Raw genomic sequence first — 16,295 nt, 5'->3', positions numbered from 1 at the left:
CGCGGTGACGACGAAGGGAGTCCGACTCCTTTTTGGGCATGCTGAACAGAACGCATGGCTCACGGTGTGCTCCTGCGGGTTTGGGGTGCACGAAATACAGGTGCCGGCGGCCCTTGGTGGGCGGTGGTCGGCGCCTGGAGTGCGTTATGGGTGGTGGTGGGCCCGGGTATGTCTCTTCCGGGCAGTGGGTGATCTAGGTCAGGGGCGGCTCCGAGCGGGCGTATCGCGGGTGCGCCGGTCGCGGGAACACGACGGCGAGCTTGAGCGGCCACACGGCCAGGCAGCGACCCTGTGGCCGTAGGGCGAGCGAGCATGCGTGAGGAGGCCGTGGAGAAGCCTGCCGAACAGCACCGCAGGCACCGTCAGCGGCAACTGCGGCGCCCATGCCTGCTTTTGGGCATGCTGAACAGAACGCATGGCTCACGGTGTGCTCCTGCGGGTTTGGGGTGCACGAAATACAGGTGCCGGCGGCCCTTGGTGGGCGGTGGTCGGCGCCTGGAGTGCGTTATGGGTGGTGGTGGGCCCGGGTATGTCTCTTCCGGGCAGTGGGTGATCTAGGTCAGGGGCGGCTCCGAGCGGGCGTATCGCGGGTGCGCCGGTCGCGGGAACACGACGGCGAGCTTGAACGGCCACACGGCCAGCGGGGCCCCGCGAGGGGCGTGCCCGTCGTGACGGGGCGCACAGGCCCCGAGAAGGTCAGGGCACGAGAGGAGCCGGTCATCCCGCACGTCATCGCAAGACGGTGCGGTGCCAGCGGACGGATGCCGCCACCGAGCCGCGCCGACCAGGCGAGTCGAGCGCGCTGTGCCCGCGCGAGGCCAGCCCCATCACAGGGCGACTGCGCGACGGGTTCTTCGCTCCGCGGCGTGTCCCGTTTAGGGCAGGCGTGAGCGGTAAAGATCGTCGTGGGACCGGACACGCCGAACACGCCGTTTGAGCGCACGACTGGCCGACCCGGTGATCCATCGTCTATCGTGGTCTCCGAGACTTCTGGACACCGGCCAGGCACGCGAAAGCCGAAGCCGACACGAGCCGGGCCGGTCGTCTGTTTTGTGTAGAGAGAGCTCTCGCGCAAGGTTTTCCAGGCCAGTTAGCGCGAGGGCTCTCTGCATTTGTGCAGGTGCGCCGAAATAGGCGCGGCTTACGTCGGCGTCTGAATGCCTCCTCTTGCCGGAGTGCCGGCAGGTCTAAGCGGCGGTCTGCCGAGGACGTTCGGCGTCGTAGGCGTCCAGCAACGCCTGCTGCTGATAAGCGGATCGGACATTCGCTACCGAAGTGTCGACGCCGCCGCTCAGCAGGACGCTGACGAGGGAGTAAGCCGCCTCGGGCGTCAGCCCGTGGCCGCCGTGAGCCTTGTCGCTGTGACCGTCCTCTTGCTCCTCGGGATGCAAAGCGCTCATCAAGGTCACGAGGTAGGCCGTCATGCGGGAATAGCCGTAGGACTTGTACGCGGACTTGATACGGGGCTTCACACCCAGCGGAGTACGGAACGTGAACACGTGCCTCCCGCTGGACCTCGGCACCTGTGCGGATCCCAGCAACATCGGAATCGCCGACTCGACGGACGCGGCGAGCTCTGGATCCTTGCGCTGCTCCGGATGCAAGGCACTGATGAGGTCGGCCAGGTAGACGCCGGACTGAGTGTAGCCATGGCGCTTCCCAGCATCCTCGATGCGGCCCCTCAGCTCGGACGGCACCGCGAACGTCGACGTATCCCGTTGTCCCTTGCTGAGCTGTGCCATCGCTATCCCCTCCCATCACTGATGATCGAGACCGTAGCGCACAAACAATCAGATTGCGAGGAGCCGCGCAGGCGATTCGTATGGTTGCTCGCAGTTCCATGGGATCAGCACTCCGTCACACGAATGTCTCGTATTTGATCGCGGAAGCCAATGAAGTCCCTACCGGCCCGGATGGCTGTCCCCCTGACGACACGTGCAGGCCAGCCCGCACGTCGATCGTCATCTCGGCGCTCGGCCAGGCTGTCGAGTCCCGTGCAGCCGATCAGAGGCCAGGCGTTCTGCGCGGCCATGATCGTGCGCCGGGTCTTCGGAATTGCCGGGACGGGAAAGGAGGTCGTGGCCAAACCTGTGCCGTCCTGCCCCGGTGCCGGGGCAGCACGCTGGGAGTTGCTCGCAGGGGATGGGTCATGTCAATCCCAAGGCGCCGGCGATGCCCCTGGCAAGAATCTCGATGATGTTCGGCACGTAGAAGATCACCCCGATGGTGATGGCCACAGCCAGGAACTGCACGAATCGCGTGATCTCGCGAGTGAACAGGAAGAACAACGCCACCACCGAGACGGTGACCAGGAACAGCGGGCCGAAGAAGCCGCGAAGGAAATCGGCCAGTCCCTGAGTGTTCAGCTCCGCAGGAGGTGGAGAGGGCGTAAGCAGGTGATGGGTCAGGTGCAAGGCGTCCTCGACCATGCTGGATCTCCGTCTGACATGGCGGGTTCTCGGGCCGTGCTCGACATTCCCGGGAGTCGACATGCGTAGCGTGTCGGCTGGTCTGGCTGGTGCTCCGTGTCTTCATCGCGCGGCGTCTGAGGCGGGGCCAGGAAGGGAAGGCAGGTGGGCCTGAATCTTCTGCAACCTGGCCGACAGCATGATCAGCAGCGCTGTCTTGGCGTCGCTGGGCTGGATGCCGCCCGTGGCATAGGCGAGCTCCAGGTCTGCGTAGGAGGTGAAGAAGGCGTAGCCGCCGTCGGTCATGTGCACAGGGACGGCATCGGTGACCCAGGGGAAAACCGACCAGCGGAAGTACTCCAGCACCGCATTGACGCTGCCTTGCGCCAGCGTGTGGCCGGCTGGCGGGGCATACATCTGTTTGACCTTACGGGCCAGTTCGTGCTGGTTGTCGTGGATGGTGATGCGGGTGTGAGGCGTGCTTTCACACAGGGGCCGGCCGGTGGTGCAGTAGAGCGGCGGGGTGTAGATCGGGATGGGACGGTCGCCGCCCTGGTGCCTGTCTACCGGGCAGGGGAGTGAGGTCGGGCCGTCCTGGTCGAGCACGACGGCGTCGACGCCGAGAAAGCGAGGGTCGAGGGTCTGCATGGCGGCGGCCCTGGCGAGGGTTTCGGGGCTGGCGTCCGCCCGGAGGGTGGTTCCGTTGTCCAGGAGCCGCGCCAGCTGCAGTTGGTAGGTGGGGGAGTGCTGGAAGGCGCTGCCCCGCACAATGGTGGCCGGCATTCCACACACCTGTGTCAGGTAGTACTCGTAGCAGTCAGCTCGCCGCTCGATGGCAGCAGGGGTGACGCCTCCGCACAGGGCGGCATGCAGGTCAGCGAGAAGCACCGTGTGCTCGGCTCCAGCTTCGATCAGCCATGTCTGGAGGATGACCAGCTTGTCCAGGCCGAGGTGCACTGGAGCCAGAGGAGACACGCTCCACAGCGTGTGCGGGGGCGATCCGTGGCTACTGGAGGGCAGACGCGGGATCAGCGCCGCATACGCGGCAGGCGATGCGGCTGCGTGCTGGTGGGTGATGCCGAGTTTCTTGCGGGATCTTGGGAGTCCCTCAGGCCTCGGGGGGGAGGAAGAGGTGGAGGACGAAGGGACTCGCGGCAGGCCGGGGGTATTGGGCGGGCCGTAGTGGATCATGCCGGTACCGTAGACGGCGGTGGTGTTGGCGCGGTTGTGGTCCGGTTGCTGTCACGTCAGGGTCGCATGGAAGACCGTGTAGTCCTCGTCGGGATCCGCGCGCCGACCTTCACTTCCCGGGTTGGCGTTCCTTACGGGCGGGGTGGCGGCCACTACCGATTCCCAGCCGTGGCGAACTGCTCGACGCGCACGGCATATGCCATCAGCGTGGTCCTCGGTGTCGAGCAACTCGCCACGCTTGCGTCGAACATGGCGGAACAACGCAATCTTGCACGTTTCTGCAGGTCGCGGTGCTCGCCAAGATGTCAATCGTCTTCTTCCGTCGGATTGGCACCTTCCGGACCGCGACGTCGCCCACCAGCCGGTGACGTCGCTGCCAGGCGCAATGTTCCCCACTCGGCCCCGCCTGGCTCCTCCTGCCAATCTGGCGGCCACACTCGCCAGGTGTCTTCGGCCGCCGACGCTACTCGCGCACCGGTCAAAGCTGCTCTCTCCAACCCCGTCGCCTTTTCGAACCCGACGTTGCTGGCGAAGGTCACGCCGTCGAACCGGACGTCCTCAGAAAAGGTCGTGTTGCTGAACCAGACGTTACCGGTGAACATCACTCAGCGGGGCCAGCGAACACTGCCCTGCTGAATCCGGCCATACCGGTGAAGGTCGTATTACGGAACCAGGCATTGCCAGTGAAGGCCGCCCCGTCAAACAGGGCATCGCTGATTCGGCATTTACGCAGATCGAGGCTGATGAGGGTGGCGCCGGTGAGGTCGAGTCGGATGCCGGGCCAGAGGCGGGCGTTGGGATCGCCGCCGCGAGGTTGCCACCAGCGGCGGGTGGGCGGGTCCTGGTGCCGCAGGTGAGTAGCGAGGATGCGCTGGGCAGCCAGGCGGACCTGGCGCTCTCCGTGAGGATCGCGACCGGGAAGCGTACAGACGCCAGCGATGGCGGCCGCTCGGGGTCCGAGTTGTCCTGAGCGAGCTGTTCCAGGGCGTGCAGTCCGCCGAGGCGGACCGGGGCCTGGTCGCTGCCGAGCTGCTCAACGGCCTTGCCGTAGGGGTCGGTCACATGGCCGCGCTCGCCAAGCTGGAAGGTGCGCCGCGCGGTGTCGGCGTTGCGCGCGATGTAGAACACCGCGACCAGCGCGGCCAGACCGGTGGCCACGGCCAGCACCCGGCCGCGCACGGCGTCCAGGGCTGCCGCCAGATCCTTGCCGGCCAGCCCGGCCGGGCCGCCGATCGCCACTCCGTCCACGTACTCAAGTATCCAGCGCGCCCCGGGCCCAGTACCCAGACGATCCCCGCTACCAGCACTACGCCGGCCGCGGCCACCACCACAGAGACAGGTTTCACGGTTGCCACCGTGACCCGAATCGAGGTCCACGACTAGAGCCAGCGGTACGCCCCTGCGATCCGTTTCTGCCCGTATTCCGATGGCACCCATAGATCAGCTACCTGGCGGCTGGGGACACGTTCGGAGCTGAGGGCCGTGCAACAGCGAGTTGGTCGTGTTCTGTCGCCGACTCGTGGGTCATGCACTCCAGTGCGCATCCAAGCGGCAGGATCTGCGGGACAACGCTAATGATTAACCGCGCGTACTCCAGGATCGCGGAATCCTACAGCCTCACCAGACGTCGGCACGGATTCTGCCGACGCCGCCGTACAGTGCAATCTGCTCCGGCGGCAGACCTTCAGATTCACCGTCGGGACGCCACTGCGTGGCGTTGACCAGGCCGGGCTCGACCATGTCGCACCCGGCGAAGAAGAGCTCGACCTGCTCCTTCGGCCGCATGAAGGGCTCGGCGTTGCTCGGCCGGTACTGATCCTGGACGGTCTGCACCCACTCTGCCGGGGGGTTGTAGTCGTAGGTGCCGTGGCTGATGACCAGGTAGCTTCCGGGCGCGAGGGCTGCCTTGAACTGCTCGACAATGTCGTGGGCACCGTCATCGTCGGTCACGAAGTGGAGGAGGCCTACCATGAGCAGGCCGATGGGCTCCCGCCACTCCAGAAAATTTCTCACGTCGGGATGGGTCAGGATGTTGTTTGGCCAGCGGGCATCCCCGGCGACGACGCGTACGCGGTCGGTTTCAGTGGCCAGTAACGCGTTGGCATGGTGGACGACGATGGGGTCGTAGTCCACGTAGACGACGCGGGCTTGTGAGGCGATCTCGTGCACGTTTCCCGCGGTGGGCAGGCCGGTGCCGATGTCGAGGATCTGCCGCACACCCGCGTCGGTCAGAAACCGGACGGCGCGCTGCAGGAAGCGTCGGTTCTCCCTCACCGTCGGCTGGAAATAGGGCACCTTCTCCTTGATTGCTTCAGCGGCGGCGCGATCAGAGGCGAAATTGTCCTTACCGCCCAGGAAGAGGTCATAGATGCGCGCGACGCTGGGCTGGTGGGGCTTGATGGCTTCGGTCCATGGTGGCTGCGTCATGGGGGTCCTTAGGAATCGTCGGGTTTCCTGATGTGCGCTGCGGGGGCGCAACCTGCATGATCGATTGCCCGGGGCAGCAAAAGTATCCGATCACCAGCGGGAAATCTGATCACGAATTCCACTGAGCACATCAATCGTGCGTTCGGGCGATTCGGCCGACATGTCGAGTCGATAATGCGCGGCCAGAAATGGATCGACATCGGCCAGGTCGTCGAACACGGAATCTCGATGCAGCTCCGTCACATACACCTGAACCGGGCCAGGCCCTTGGTAGATCGTGAACGATCCTCCGCGAGGATGATACCGGCCGCGGCCTCGCCCGTTGATCCTCAAGGCGATCCGCGGCTGCTTGGCCAGGTGAATGAGGTGAGTGAGCTGGTCAACCTGGATGTCCCGCCCGCCAGGCATGTGGTACAGCGCGGTGTCGCGGAGAATGATCCACAGCTTGGTCTCGCCTGAGTCGATGGTGCGGCTCTGGCGTTCCATGACGAGCCGCACGGCCAACTCGACCTGCTCGGTCGCGGGCTCGGGGTGGTGTGCCGCCTGCCGTGCGGCCCGAGCGTAGTCCTCGGTCTGCAGAAGGGCTGGCACACCCTCCGCGCCGTATCCGCGGATGACACGCGCGTCGCTCTCCGCGGCCAGCATGGCAACGAACCACAGCGGCATGATGCTGAATGCGGGAAGCCACCAGGCCCCGCCGTGCTTGCCGCGCGCCACCTCCATCACCAGTCGGCGCTCCGGCCTGCTGGTGACGCCGTACCGTGTCAGCAGCACCTCCAGGTCGTGTGGCGGAACGGCCTGCGTCCCGGCCTCGAACTCCTCGATCACTGAGGCGGTCGTTCCGAGCACCGCTGCAGCGTCCGACATCGACGCTTCAACTCTGAGGCGCAGGTGCAGAAGTCGTTGCCCAAGGAGGTTGCCCAGCTGAGGTGGTATGCGGGCCTGGTGCGCTTCCAGCGGGGAGAAGGGATGGACTCCTGGAACGTGGTGTGGCACCGCCTTGGTGGTGACCGGCGATGGCGCCCGTCCGCCGGCGGGTGGAGGTAGGGGCTGACCGGTTTCGGCCAGGCCCATCATTTGCAGCATGTGGCCGATCGCGCGCTGGGAGGTGGTGGACAACCTCATGTAGTCGGCGGCGATGCGTTCCGCGGAGGCAATTCCGGGCGGTGGCAACGGTGCTCGCGCGCGCGGTACGTCGTCTCCGACAAGCCAGCCCACGGACACGTCTAACGTCTGTGCAAGGGCCTTGAGGAGTTCCGGACTGGGTGTTTTCCGGTGCCCGTGGCGGAGCAGGCTGAGATAGCTCCTGCTGATGACGAGGTCGTGACGGAGTTCGAGCTGGCGCAGCACTTCTTGGGCCGGAAACTCGCAGCTACTGAGAGCGTGATCCAACCGTTCGGCGAAGGTGCCCACGACGCCTCCAAGGCTCTCTGCGGAATGCGAACAGGTGAACCGACCGCACGTTCAGTGAACACTGTTTTCTATGGGTTGACAAACCTTGGGACGGCACGATCGAATCGCCTTGACAAGAGCGTAAAGAACCGAATTGTCCGCCCGTCTCAAGGGAGAGTCTGGTGACCTGTTGCCACGGCATCGGCCAGATCGCTCCCCTGCCTGAGATCAAGTTGAGGATGTCAAGGGGCGCGTCAGGCGGAGTCGCGCGGCACGGGCGCGGTCGAGGCGGGCTCCTGGTTCGCGCCGTTGGCCACCGCTTGGCGGATCTTCTCCTGGATCTCCAGGAGTTGGCAGGCCGGCAGCTGGGCGGCCAGGATCGCGAGTTCGCGCAGGCCCTCGATGCGATTGACCTGCAGCACGACCTGGCTGCTGGGGCTCAAGGTGATGCCGAGTGCCCGCTCCACGCTGTGGGGATCTTGCCGGAAGAAGGCCGCGATGGCGGCGATGGTGTGTTCTTCCACCCTGGTCGTCCGGTTGGGATCCAGCAGGTTCATGAGGGTCTGGTGGCTGGGGCCCTGGCCGCCGTTGTCGCTCTTGATCGCCTCCGACAGGGCGCGCACACTGTCCCAGTCATCGCCCATGAGGTCGTCCAGCCACGCCGCCATGCGCGCAGGCGACACCGGTACGGCCATCGGGGGGCTCCTCCTGCGTCAGCATGTACGGTCCCTGATCCGCAACTTAGCGCTTTACCGGTGATCTTGCCAGCCTCGAAAGGGATCGCTTCGGTTCATTACGTCCGTTTCGCCGGGTGAGGTGCGACGGCTCCAACCGTACGGGAGGTGCTCGCCCATGGGGCTGCAATGGCTGGATCGCCATCAGGGCAATCTGCCGCGCCCGGTCCCGGCACTGATCGGCCGCGGCAAGGTATGCGCCCGCGCCGCCCGCGCCATCGGGCAATCGCGTGTGGTCACCGCCTACGGCCTCGGGGGCATGGGCAAGACGAGCATCGCCTTGCATGTCGCGGACGCGCTGCGCGCCGACTTCCCCGATGGTGTCTGGCTGGTGCAGCTGTCGGCCCTGGACAATCCCGACCTCCTCACCTCTGCGGTGATCGAGGCCTTCGGGCTCGCGGATGTCTCGGCCCGGGCGGTACACGAAGTCCTCATCGAGTACCTGCGCCAGCGCCACCTGCTGCTGGTCCTGGACACCTGCGAGCACTTGCACCCCACCGTCGCCGACCTCGTCGCCCCGCTGCTTGATGCGGCGCCGGGCCTGCGGATCCTGGCCACCAGCCGTGTACCTCTTGGGCTCGCTGAGGAGCATCTGGTCGCGGTCGGGCCGATGTGCATCAGCGAGACGGACGAGAACGCGGGCGAGGCGCTGGAGCTGTTCATCGCCCGGGCCCGCCAGGTGGGCGTGGAGGTGAGCCCGCGCGAGATGCCGGTGGCTCGCGAGGTGTGCCGGCGTCTCGAGGGCGTCCCGCTGGCTCTGGAATTGGCCGCCGCGCGGCTGCAGCAGCTGTCACTGCCAGAGATCCTTGCCCAGATCGGACGCGGCCAGGTGTGGCACAAGGTCGACCAGAACGTCGCAGATCGGCACAGCACCCTGTACACCGCTCTGGGCTGGAGCCACCAGTTGTGCACCTCGGCTGAGAAGCTGCTGTGGGCCCGGCTGTCGGTGTTCGCCGGCGGCTTCGACGCTGACGCCGCTCAGGCGGTCTGCGGGGGCAGGCCATCGGCCGAGCTCATCGCCGGCGTGCTCGGCGAGCTGGTTCGCAAGAGCATCCTGCGGCACGACAGCGGCGGTCGCTACCAGATGTTGGACACCGTACGCGATTACGGCGCGATGTGGCTGCGCGAGCTCGGCGAGAGCGACCAGGTCCACCGCCGTCATCGCGACTACTACCTGGATCTGGCCCGCCGCGGTGAGGTCGCGTGGTCGGGGTCCGGGCAGGTGCACTGGTTTCAACGCATGCGTGCGGAGCTGTCCAACATTCGCGTGGCAGTGGACTGGAGCCTGACGAGCCCGGACGAGGCGGCCGGTGGGCTGGAGCTGGTCAGTAGCCTGTGGTGGCTCTGGGTCGCCTGCGGCTTTTCGGCCGAGGGGCGGCATCACCTCCAGCACGCCCTGGCGGTCAACAGCGTGCCATCGACGACACGCTGCGCCGTGCTGTGGACGGAGGCCTACCTCGCCAACGCCCAGGGCGATCTCGGCCGGGCCACCGCGGCCGCCGTGCGATGCCGGGAGGAGGCCATCGCCATCGGCTACCCGGAAGGGGTTGTGGTCGCCACGAAGATGCTCGGGACCGCGACGCTGCTGGCGGGCGACCTTGAGAGCGCCGGGCAGTATCTGGGCCAGGCGCTGGAGTACCTGCGCGGCGACCTCGGCCATCTCAACCCCGGTCTGCTGCCGGCCGTCGTCGAGCTCGCCCTGTCGATCATCATGCGGGATGATCCACAGAGGGCGCTGCCGCTGCTGGCCCAGTGTCTGCGGCACTGCCAGGACACCGGGGAACTGTGGCTCAGGTCCTACGCTCTGTACGTGCGGGCGCTCGCCTACCGATCCCTCGATCGGACGAACGACGCGATCGTCTCGCTGCACGCCGCGCTGCAGATCAAGCAGCGATTCCAGGATGTGCTCGGGATCGTGTTGTGCCTGGAGGCGCTGTCCCAGCTGGTGGTTCACGCGGGATACCCGCCGTCCACGGCCGCGGTCTTGCAAGGCGTCGCCGACGTCTCCTGGCGGGAGTACGGCCTGCCCATGATGGGATCGCCCCCGTTTACCGACGATCACACCCGCTGCACCCTGCTGGTCAAGAGTCTCATTGGGGAGGAGGCCTACCAGCGTGCCCGCTCCTACGGTGCCTCGCTGAGCCTGACCGACGGGATCGGCTTTGCGCTGGGAGAGGCTGGCGCACCCACATCAGTCGATGTTCTCGATCTTATCTCCCGCTGAGAAGGTGCCAGCCGGGGACGCCCTGGCGGCGATGAAAGTGATCGCTCGGTGGGAGATGGGGTGCCGGTAACGCGGCATTCACCAGCCGCCATTTCGTGGCTGTTCACGGTTTGAGCGTTCGCCTCGGCAAGCGTGGTCCGGCGGGGTGGAATGGGTTATGGGCCTTCTCTCGCTCTCCAAAGCCGTCAGCCCGCCCACCAGACCTGCGGCTGCCGCGCTCGATGTGGTGGTGGGCTCTTCCAGCCGCGCTGCTGGTCGGCGCGGCGGTCTGGGGCGCCAGCGCCTGGCTGCTACAGGACGTGGGCTGACTGGACATCGACAAGCAGGTCTCCACGCAGATCGAGGCCGTACGGACCACGCTGGCGGCCGGTGCTGGCGTCGGCGCCGCGGTGACGCTGCTGCTGGCCGTACGCCGCCAGCAGCACCAAGAGTTGGCTGCCAGGGATACTTACCGGGCACCGCCACCTGCGGAAACAGCGAACGTCGCGTTATCGCGTCCGACCTTTTCCGCCATGTTCTAACCGACCCAACGAATGGCGGTCGGTGACAGCCGCCTCGTTAGTGGCAGTTCGAGATCTTGATCGACACGCCCTGGTCGATCGTGGAATCCCCTCCCTGACGTTGCAAGACAGGGCCTCTCGCGGTCTCAGAGGCGCGTCTGATCAGGCGACGTCCCCGGCTGGCGCAGTGTCGGACATGTACCGCGGACTGTGCATGGAGTAAGCCAGCGACCCGCTGATCCAGGCCTGTAATCCGTGGACGAAGGCGGTCAAGGGTGCCTCCTGCCGACTGATCAGGAGCTGACCCAGCTCGACGACACCCGTCACGGCCTTCTCGCGCATAGCGATGATCCTGTCCACGACGTCCGGCATGCTCAGCCCTCCGGTCGCGGCCATGACCGCGACGAGATTGTTGACGCCGTTGGCGGCGTTCTTCTCCTTGCGCCAGCTGATCAAATCGTTGTCCCACGCCACGACGTTGATCGCATGGTGGCGGACGGAGCGCACCATCGGCTCGGACCACAGCTCGGCGTCGAGGGGTGCTTCGGCCGCTACGTCGATCAGTGCGTAGACGGTGGCCATCGCGCCGGTCAGGCGCCGCATGGTCAGGTACGCCTCCAGCGAGGGCACGTGGTCGGAGGTTCGGGTGGCCAGTTCCCACGTTTGGGCCAGCAGGTACTCGCGGGTGGCGGCCACCCACCGGTGTACCTGGCTTGGGGTGGCCACGAAGGCGATGCGGGTACGGACGTCGGCCAGGGCCCGTCCGAATCCCGATCGGCCAGACGATTCGCCGCTCAACACTTGCAGACATTCCGGGATGGAGGTCACTGTGCGGAGCTCGTCGGTTTCGTATATGACGTCGTCGACGGCGAACAGCCAGGCGAGCCAGTCGCTGCATAGCTGCAGGAGGGGCAGGCGCGCATACGGGTAGACACGCGCGGCCAGCTCACCGTAGAGCGCGCGGGTGAAATGACGCATTTGCGAGGCCGACAGGACCTCATAGGTGGCGATCCACTGCTGCGTGCCGGTCTGTACGGTGGTCAGGTGGGGGCTGATGGCCACAGGGAAGGGGCAGCTCAGACGAGGTAGGACGAACGTGTCGGACCGATCGTGAACCGTCATGGAACTCTCCTCCTGCGCTGCCGGCCGGAACCTCGCCCGGCCCGGCGGGACAGCGGCATGCGGTGCTTCCCGGCTTCGATTCAAAAGCGTGAATGATCTATTGTCAAATAGTTGACACGAGATCGCCTGACGACAATTCTAGGAGCGTAAAACAAGGACCCCTGTAGCCTCCGGAACAACAGTGGTCACATCGACTTCTTCATGCCTGCTCGCAATCGACGGCTCCTGAGGCCGGCGTGCTTTTGCGGCTCAACGCCGGGGTGTTCCCGGACGCGGATGCCATGCCTACAGCGGCGCCCCGACGTGCGCGGAAGGAGGGCGACATGCAGTTTGCGATCTTGGGAGCGTTGCGCGTCCACGGCGGCGCAGCACCTGTTCCCATCCCGCGGACCCGGCGTCCGCTGCTGGCCGCCTTGCTGCTGGCCTGGCCCGGCGAGGTGTCAGCAGAAACGCTCATGGAGGCGGTCTGGGGAGATGCCGTGGGACGGGAGAACAGCCTCAAGACCGCCCTGTCGCAGCTTCGCCGCCTGCTGAACGGTCGGGTTCCTCCGGCCAGGGCGCACGCCTACCGCATCGAGTTGAACCCCGCCGACACCTTCGATCTTGAGCAGTATCGCCGGCTGGCCGAACAGGGCCGAGAGCTCATCTCGGCAGGTGATCACCGGTCCGCGGTGCCCTGTCTGCGCAAGGCCCTTGATCTGTGGGGGGATCCGCCGCTGGCGGACGTGCCCGACGATCCGCTCCGCCTGGCGACCTGGCGTCAGGAACTGTTGTGGCAGCGCAAGGTGACACAACAGCTTCTGCTCGAATCGCGGCTACTGCTGGGCGAGCACCACCAGCTACTGCCGGAGATCCGCAAGGAGCTGGCTGAGGACCCGCTGTCGGAGCCGCTGAACGCCTTGTTGATGACGGCGCTGTATCGGGCGGGCTACCGTGTGGAGGCTCTCCACCGCTACGACACCATCGCGACGTTGCTGGCACGAGATACCGCAGCCGAACCCGGGGCGCGACTTCGTCAGCTGCGTGACGATATCGCAGCGGACAAGCTGACTGCGCCCGTCCCGACTGTGAGCCTTGAACCCTGCCCGTCGGCGCCGGCGGCTGACCTGCCGCTCGCCCAGCTGCCGCCGGTCGTGACGGACTTCACCGGCCGCGTCCCGGAGATCGAGCTCCTGAAGGGGCATTTGTCGGCGACGGCGACGGGCGTGCCCCTCGCCTCCATCTGGGGACCACCTGGGGTGGGCAAGTCCACCCTTGCGCTTCAGGTCGCGCACCTGCTGCGGCCCGCCTTTCCCGACGGGCAGATCTACGTGCACATGGCTGGCACCTCGGAGCGACCTCGTGACACCGCAGAGGTCCAAGCGGAGGTGCTGGCCGCGCTGGGCGCCTCCCCGGACACGCTGCCCGCCACGGTCAGCGGCCGGACCGCCCTGTATCGCTCGCTCCTGGCCGGCCGCCGCGTTCTGGTGGTACTCGATGACGTCCGCGACATGCACCAGGCTCACCCGCTGCTGCCGGGCACCCCGGGTTGCGCCGTCCTGCTCACCAGCCGTTCGCATCTGACCGCGACAATCAGCATCCGTACGGTCCGGCTGGGCCCGCTGAACCAGAACGAGTCGCTCAGCCTGCTCGGCGACATCATCGGCGCCGACCGCCTGCAGGCCGATCCTGCGGCGGCCGCCGACATCGCGGACCTGTGCAGCGGATTTCCTCTCGCCGTCCGAGTCGCGGGAGCTCGTCTGTCGGCCCAGCAGGACTGGCCGCTTCGGACCTTCTCCGACCAGCTCCGCAAACGCCGGATGTCCATGCTCGCCACCGAGGAGGTGGCGGTCGAGGCGAGCATCAGCGACAGCTACGACGCGCTGCCGGACCAGGCCCGCCGCATCTTCCGGTTGGTCTCCCTCCTCGGGCCCGCTGGATTCGCGAGCTGGGAGGTCGCGATGCTGATGCTGGGGCCGGGCAGCGACGTGGAGGAGGTGGAGGAAGTCTTGGGCATGCTGACCCGCCAGAGCCTGCTGACCACCGTCGCAGCCGACGCGCTGGGGCAAAGGCGCTATTGCCAACACGATCTGCTGCGTGCCTTCGGAGCTGAGCGGTTGGCCGCCCTGCCCGACGAGTACGATATTGCGATCTATCGCCTGCTGCTGGGCTGGCTGGAACTGGTCAGCCTGGCTGACGCTCACATCGCTCGTGCACCCTGTCATCCGCCCTTGTCCTCAACGGTAGCCCTGTCGATGTTCGGTCCCGAGCCCGCGCGACGGCTGATCATGGAAGATGCGGACAGCTGGCTGGCTGTCGAGGTCGGCAACCTGCTGAACGCGGTCCGCATCGCCTGCGATCAGCATTTGCACCTGCACGCGATGGGGTTGGCTCTGCGTGTGAGCTCGTATCTGTCTCGGCAGAGTCGCCATGACGAAGCCGAGGACATGTGGCGGCGAGTCCTGCAGGTCGTCGAACCGGTCAACGCTCGCTGGGCGACGGAGGCACGCCACCGTCTCGCGCTGCTGATCCTGCACCGCACCGGCGGCGTCTTCCGCGCGCTGCCCTTGCTGGATCAGTGTGTGTCCGTCTGGCAAACCATGTCCGACCGGCACGGATTGGCCCGCTCCTTGGCGCTGCGCTCCAGTTGCTGGCGCCGCATCGCCGTCGCCACTGATGCCGGCGATCGACGTGCTGAGTACCTGGCCAAGGCCGAAGCCGACGCCGAGTGGGGACTTGACATCGCCTGGACCGCCAAGAATGCCCACGCAGAACTGCTGGCGCTGCGAGCCCTGGCCTTGGCCGCCCGGGATCAAGGGCAGCATGAACGGGCGCTCGACGTCGGCGGCCAGGCCCTAGCCGCGGCTGAACAGCTGGCCGCGAGGCCCGTCCATCAGGGCTACCTGGCCATGGCGTTGCTCGCCCTGGGCCAGGTCACGCTCGCCGCCCACCGCCCGCGCGAGGCACTCGCGCTGTTCGAACGTGCCGCCCAGCTGAGCCGCCGAGCGCGGCACCGGGCTGGCCAGGCCCACGCCGAGGAAGGTGCAGGTGACGCCATGGCAGCCATGAACCGCCACGACAGCGCCGACGAGCACTACGCCCGGGCCGCCGCGCTGTGCGACGCCGAGGGCAGGAGCGAGCACGCCGGTCGATGCCGCGCCAAGCTCTCGGCCCGTCCTGCTCCGGTGCGCACGACCTGCTGAGCCGCCCGTCACGCCGCCTTCCGCGCCACGCCTCCCAGAACACGCGCACCGTAGCGGGGGTAGTTCTCGAGCGCTGTCCCAGGGCGCCACCTCTGCACATCCACCAGGCCCGGCTCGACGAGTTCCCAGCCGGGCTGGGCAAAGAAGCGGGCGATCTCCTCAACGGTGCGGTAGCTGTAGGGAACCCGCAGGCTGGAGTTGGAGGCTTTCATGATCTCGAACAGGTCCGGGTCGATATCGGTGCTGACGTGCGAGAACACCATGTAGCTGCCGGGGGGCGCTTCGCTCATGTACCGGTAGACCACACCGTAGGGGTCGTCGGCGTCGGCAACGAAGTGCAGCACCGCGCACAACACCAGAGCCCACGGCTGCGCGTGATCGAGGTGCCGCACCACTTCGGGATGGGTCAGGACACCATGCGGGTCGCGCATGTCGGCCAGGATGTACCCGGTCTGCTCATCGCCCTCGATCAACGCTTGAGCGTGGGCAAGGGTCTCAGGGTCGTTGTCGACGTAGACGATGCGGGCGCTCGGCTGTTCACTCTGCGCGACTTCATGCACGTTCAGCTCGGTAGGCAAGCCCGAACCGACATCCAGGTAGTAGCGGATGCCCTGCTGGGCGACAAAGCGCACGGTCTCGATCAGGAACGCCCGGTTGGCCCGGGCAAGCGTGGCGAGGCTCGGGTTGTGTCTCAGGGCCTCCTCCGCCGCCCTGCGGTCGACCGTGTAATTGTTCGTGCCACCGAGAAGGTAGTCGTAAAGCCGGGCAGGCGAGACGGACATCGGCGCTGGCTCGGAGACGGGATCGTCAGCCACGGTGCTCCCTAGTGACGGTGCTTTGCTGATCTTTGGACCCGGCTCATGATCGTAGAGTCCTGGCGGTGGCTTGGCCAGGGCCGAAGGCGGCCTGCCGGCGCATGGCGCTCGCGTAGTCGGGCGAATCCATGGAATTGACCAATCTCGTCGAGTTCTCACCGAACATGGACCCCTGTCAACACCGGATCGCAACTCCACTCACACCCCTGGCGATTACGGTGCGGCGGTGATCTTTTCACTGTGGCACGCCCCCGCGGTCGTGCCCCCTGAGGGGCGACCGGTCATGTGTCCTCGTGGCAC

General features: G+C 66.6%; 12 protein-coding genes. 2 read left to right on the top strand and 10 right to left on the bottom strand.

The features are described 5' to 3' along the window. Positions 1 to 1,187: 1,187 nt before the first annotated feature. The 8 genes from AB0I79_RS47435 to AB0I79_RS47400 form a co-directional block, all read right to left on the bottom strand. Entirely contained in the window at positions 1,188 to 1,742 is a 555-nt protein-coding gene (locus tag AB0I79_RS47435; protein WP_357888332.1) for a hypothetical protein, read from the bottom strand. A 405-nt stretch (positions 1,743 to 2,147) separates the two neighbouring features. After that, positions 2,148 to 2,429, bottom strand: a complete 282-nt coding sequence (locus AB0I79_RS47430) for a hypothetical protein (RefSeq protein ID WP_357888329.1) — start codon at positions 2,427 to 2,429, stop codon at positions 2,148 to 2,150. Between the two features lie 102 nt (positions 2,430 to 2,531). Next, positions 2,532 to 3,365: a hypothetical protein gene (locus tag AB0I79_RS47425; protein WP_357888326.1), complete on the bottom strand. Its 834-nt coding sequence runs from the start codon at positions 3,363 to 3,365 to the stop codon at positions 2,532 to 2,534. A 539-nt stretch (positions 3,366 to 3,904) separates the two neighbouring features. Further along, positions 3,905 to 4,201 (bottom strand): pentapeptide repeat-containing protein, encoded by a 297-nt coding sequence (locus tag AB0I79_RS47420; RefSeq protein WP_357888323.1) that lies wholly within the window; start codon positions 4,199 to 4,201, stop codon positions 3,905 to 3,907. Next, the gene (locus AB0I79_RS47415) at positions 4,201 to 4,344 is read right to left on the bottom strand and encodes a pentapeptide repeat-containing protein (protein ID WP_357888443.1); all 144 of its coding nucleotides are present in this window, start codon (positions 4,342 to 4,344) and stop codon (positions 4,201 to 4,203) included. Before AB0I79_RS47415 ends, AB0I79_RS47420 begins: the two co-directional genes overlap by 1 nt. 872 nt (positions 4,345 to 5,216) lie before the next feature. Continuing rightward, positions 5,217 to 6,026, bottom strand: a complete 810-nt coding sequence (locus tag AB0I79_RS47410; protein ID WP_357888320.1) for an SAM-dependent methyltransferase — start codon at positions 6,024 to 6,026, stop codon at positions 5,217 to 5,219. A gap of 90 nt (positions 6,027 to 6,116) precedes the next feature. Then, positions 6,117 to 7,439: a Scr1 family TA system antitoxin-like transcriptional regulator gene (locus AB0I79_RS47405; RefSeq protein ID WP_357888317.1), complete on the bottom strand. Its 1,323-nt coding sequence runs from the start codon at positions 7,437 to 7,439 to the stop codon at positions 6,117 to 6,119. Positions 7,440 to 7,672: 233 nt separating this feature from the next. After that, positions 7,673 to 8,113, bottom strand: a complete 441-nt coding sequence (locus AB0I79_RS47400; RefSeq protein ID WP_357888314.1) for a hypothetical protein — start codon at positions 8,111 to 8,113, stop codon at positions 7,673 to 7,675. 157 nt (positions 8,114 to 8,270) lie between these two features. Between AB0I79_RS47400 and AB0I79_RS47395 the strand changes: the two genes are divergently transcribed. Further along, positions 8,271 to 10,376, top strand: a complete 2,106-nt coding sequence (locus tag AB0I79_RS47395; protein WP_357888311.1) for an NB-ARC domain-containing protein — start codon at positions 8,271 to 8,273, stop codon at positions 10,374 to 10,376. A 662-nt stretch (positions 10,377 to 11,038) separates the two neighbouring features. Here the strand turns inward: AB0I79_RS47395 and AB0I79_RS47390 are convergent. Then, positions 11,039 to 11,998, bottom strand: coding sequence for a hypothetical protein (locus AB0I79_RS47390; RefSeq protein ID WP_357888308.1), 960 nt, complete (start codon positions 11,996 to 11,998; stop codon positions 11,039 to 11,041). A gap of 323 nt (positions 11,999 to 12,321) precedes the next feature. On the opposite strand from AB0I79_RS47390, the gene AB0I79_RS47385 reads away from it, so the two are divergent. Continuing rightward, positions 12,322 to 15,180 carry a BTAD domain-containing putative transcriptional regulator gene (locus tag AB0I79_RS47385; RefSeq protein ID WP_357888305.1) on the top strand — a complete coding sequence of 953 codons (2,859 nt, stop codon included), beginning with the start codon at positions 12,322 to 12,324 and terminating at the stop codon, positions 15,178 to 15,180. A gap of 8 nt (positions 15,181 to 15,188) precedes the next feature. On the opposite strand, the gene AB0I79_RS47380 is transcribed toward AB0I79_RS47385, so the two are convergent. Further along, the gene (locus tag AB0I79_RS47380) at positions 15,189 to 15,995 is read right to left on the bottom strand and encodes an SAM-dependent methyltransferase (RefSeq protein WP_357888302.1); all 807 of its coding nucleotides are present in this window, start codon (positions 15,993 to 15,995) and stop codon (positions 15,189 to 15,191) included. Between the last annotated feature and the right edge of the window lie 300 nt (positions 15,996 to 16,295).

Source organism: Nonomuraea sp. NPDC050202 (genome assembly GCF_040656115.1).
Taxonomy (GTDB): domain Bacteria; phylum Actinomycetota; class Actinomycetes; order Streptosporangiales; family Streptosporangiaceae; genus Nonomuraea.
Note: the sequence above shows the minus strand (reverse complement) of the source record. Positions and strands in the feature narration are given on the sequence as shown.

Excerpts from the sequence above, each read along its gene's own strand:
- AB0I79_RS47385 (WP_357888305.1), top strand. The coding sequence starts at position 12,322 with ATGCAGTTTGCGATCTTGGGAGCGTTGCGCGTCCACGGCGGCGCAGCA.
- AB0I79_RS47395 (WP_357888311.1), top strand. The coding sequence starts at position 8,271 with ATGGGGCTGCAATGGCTGGATCGCCATCAGGGCAATCTGCCGCGCCCG.
- AB0I79_RS47420 (WP_357888323.1), bottom strand. The coding sequence starts at position 4,201 with ATGTTCACCGGTAACGTCTGGTTCAGCAACACGACCTTTTCTGAGGAC.
- AB0I79_RS47400 (WP_357888314.1), bottom strand. The coding sequence starts at position 8,113 with ATGGCCGTACCGGTGTCGCCTGCGCGCATGGCGGCGTGGCTGGACGAC.
- AB0I79_RS47410 (WP_357888320.1), bottom strand. The coding sequence starts at position 6,026 with ATGACGCAGCCACCATGGACCGAAGCCATCAAGCCCCACCAGCCCAGC.
- AB0I79_RS47430 (WP_357888329.1), bottom strand. The coding sequence starts at position 2,429 with ATGGTCGAGGACGCCTTGCACCTGACCCATCACCTGCTTACGCCCTCT.
- AB0I79_RS47390 (WP_357888308.1), bottom strand. The coding sequence starts at position 11,998 with ATGACGGTTCACGATCGGTCCGACACGTTCGTCCTACCTCGTCTGAGC.
- AB0I79_RS47435 (WP_357888332.1), bottom strand. The coding sequence starts at position 1,742 with ATGGCACAGCTCAGCAAGGGACAACGGGATACGTCGACGTTCGCGGTG.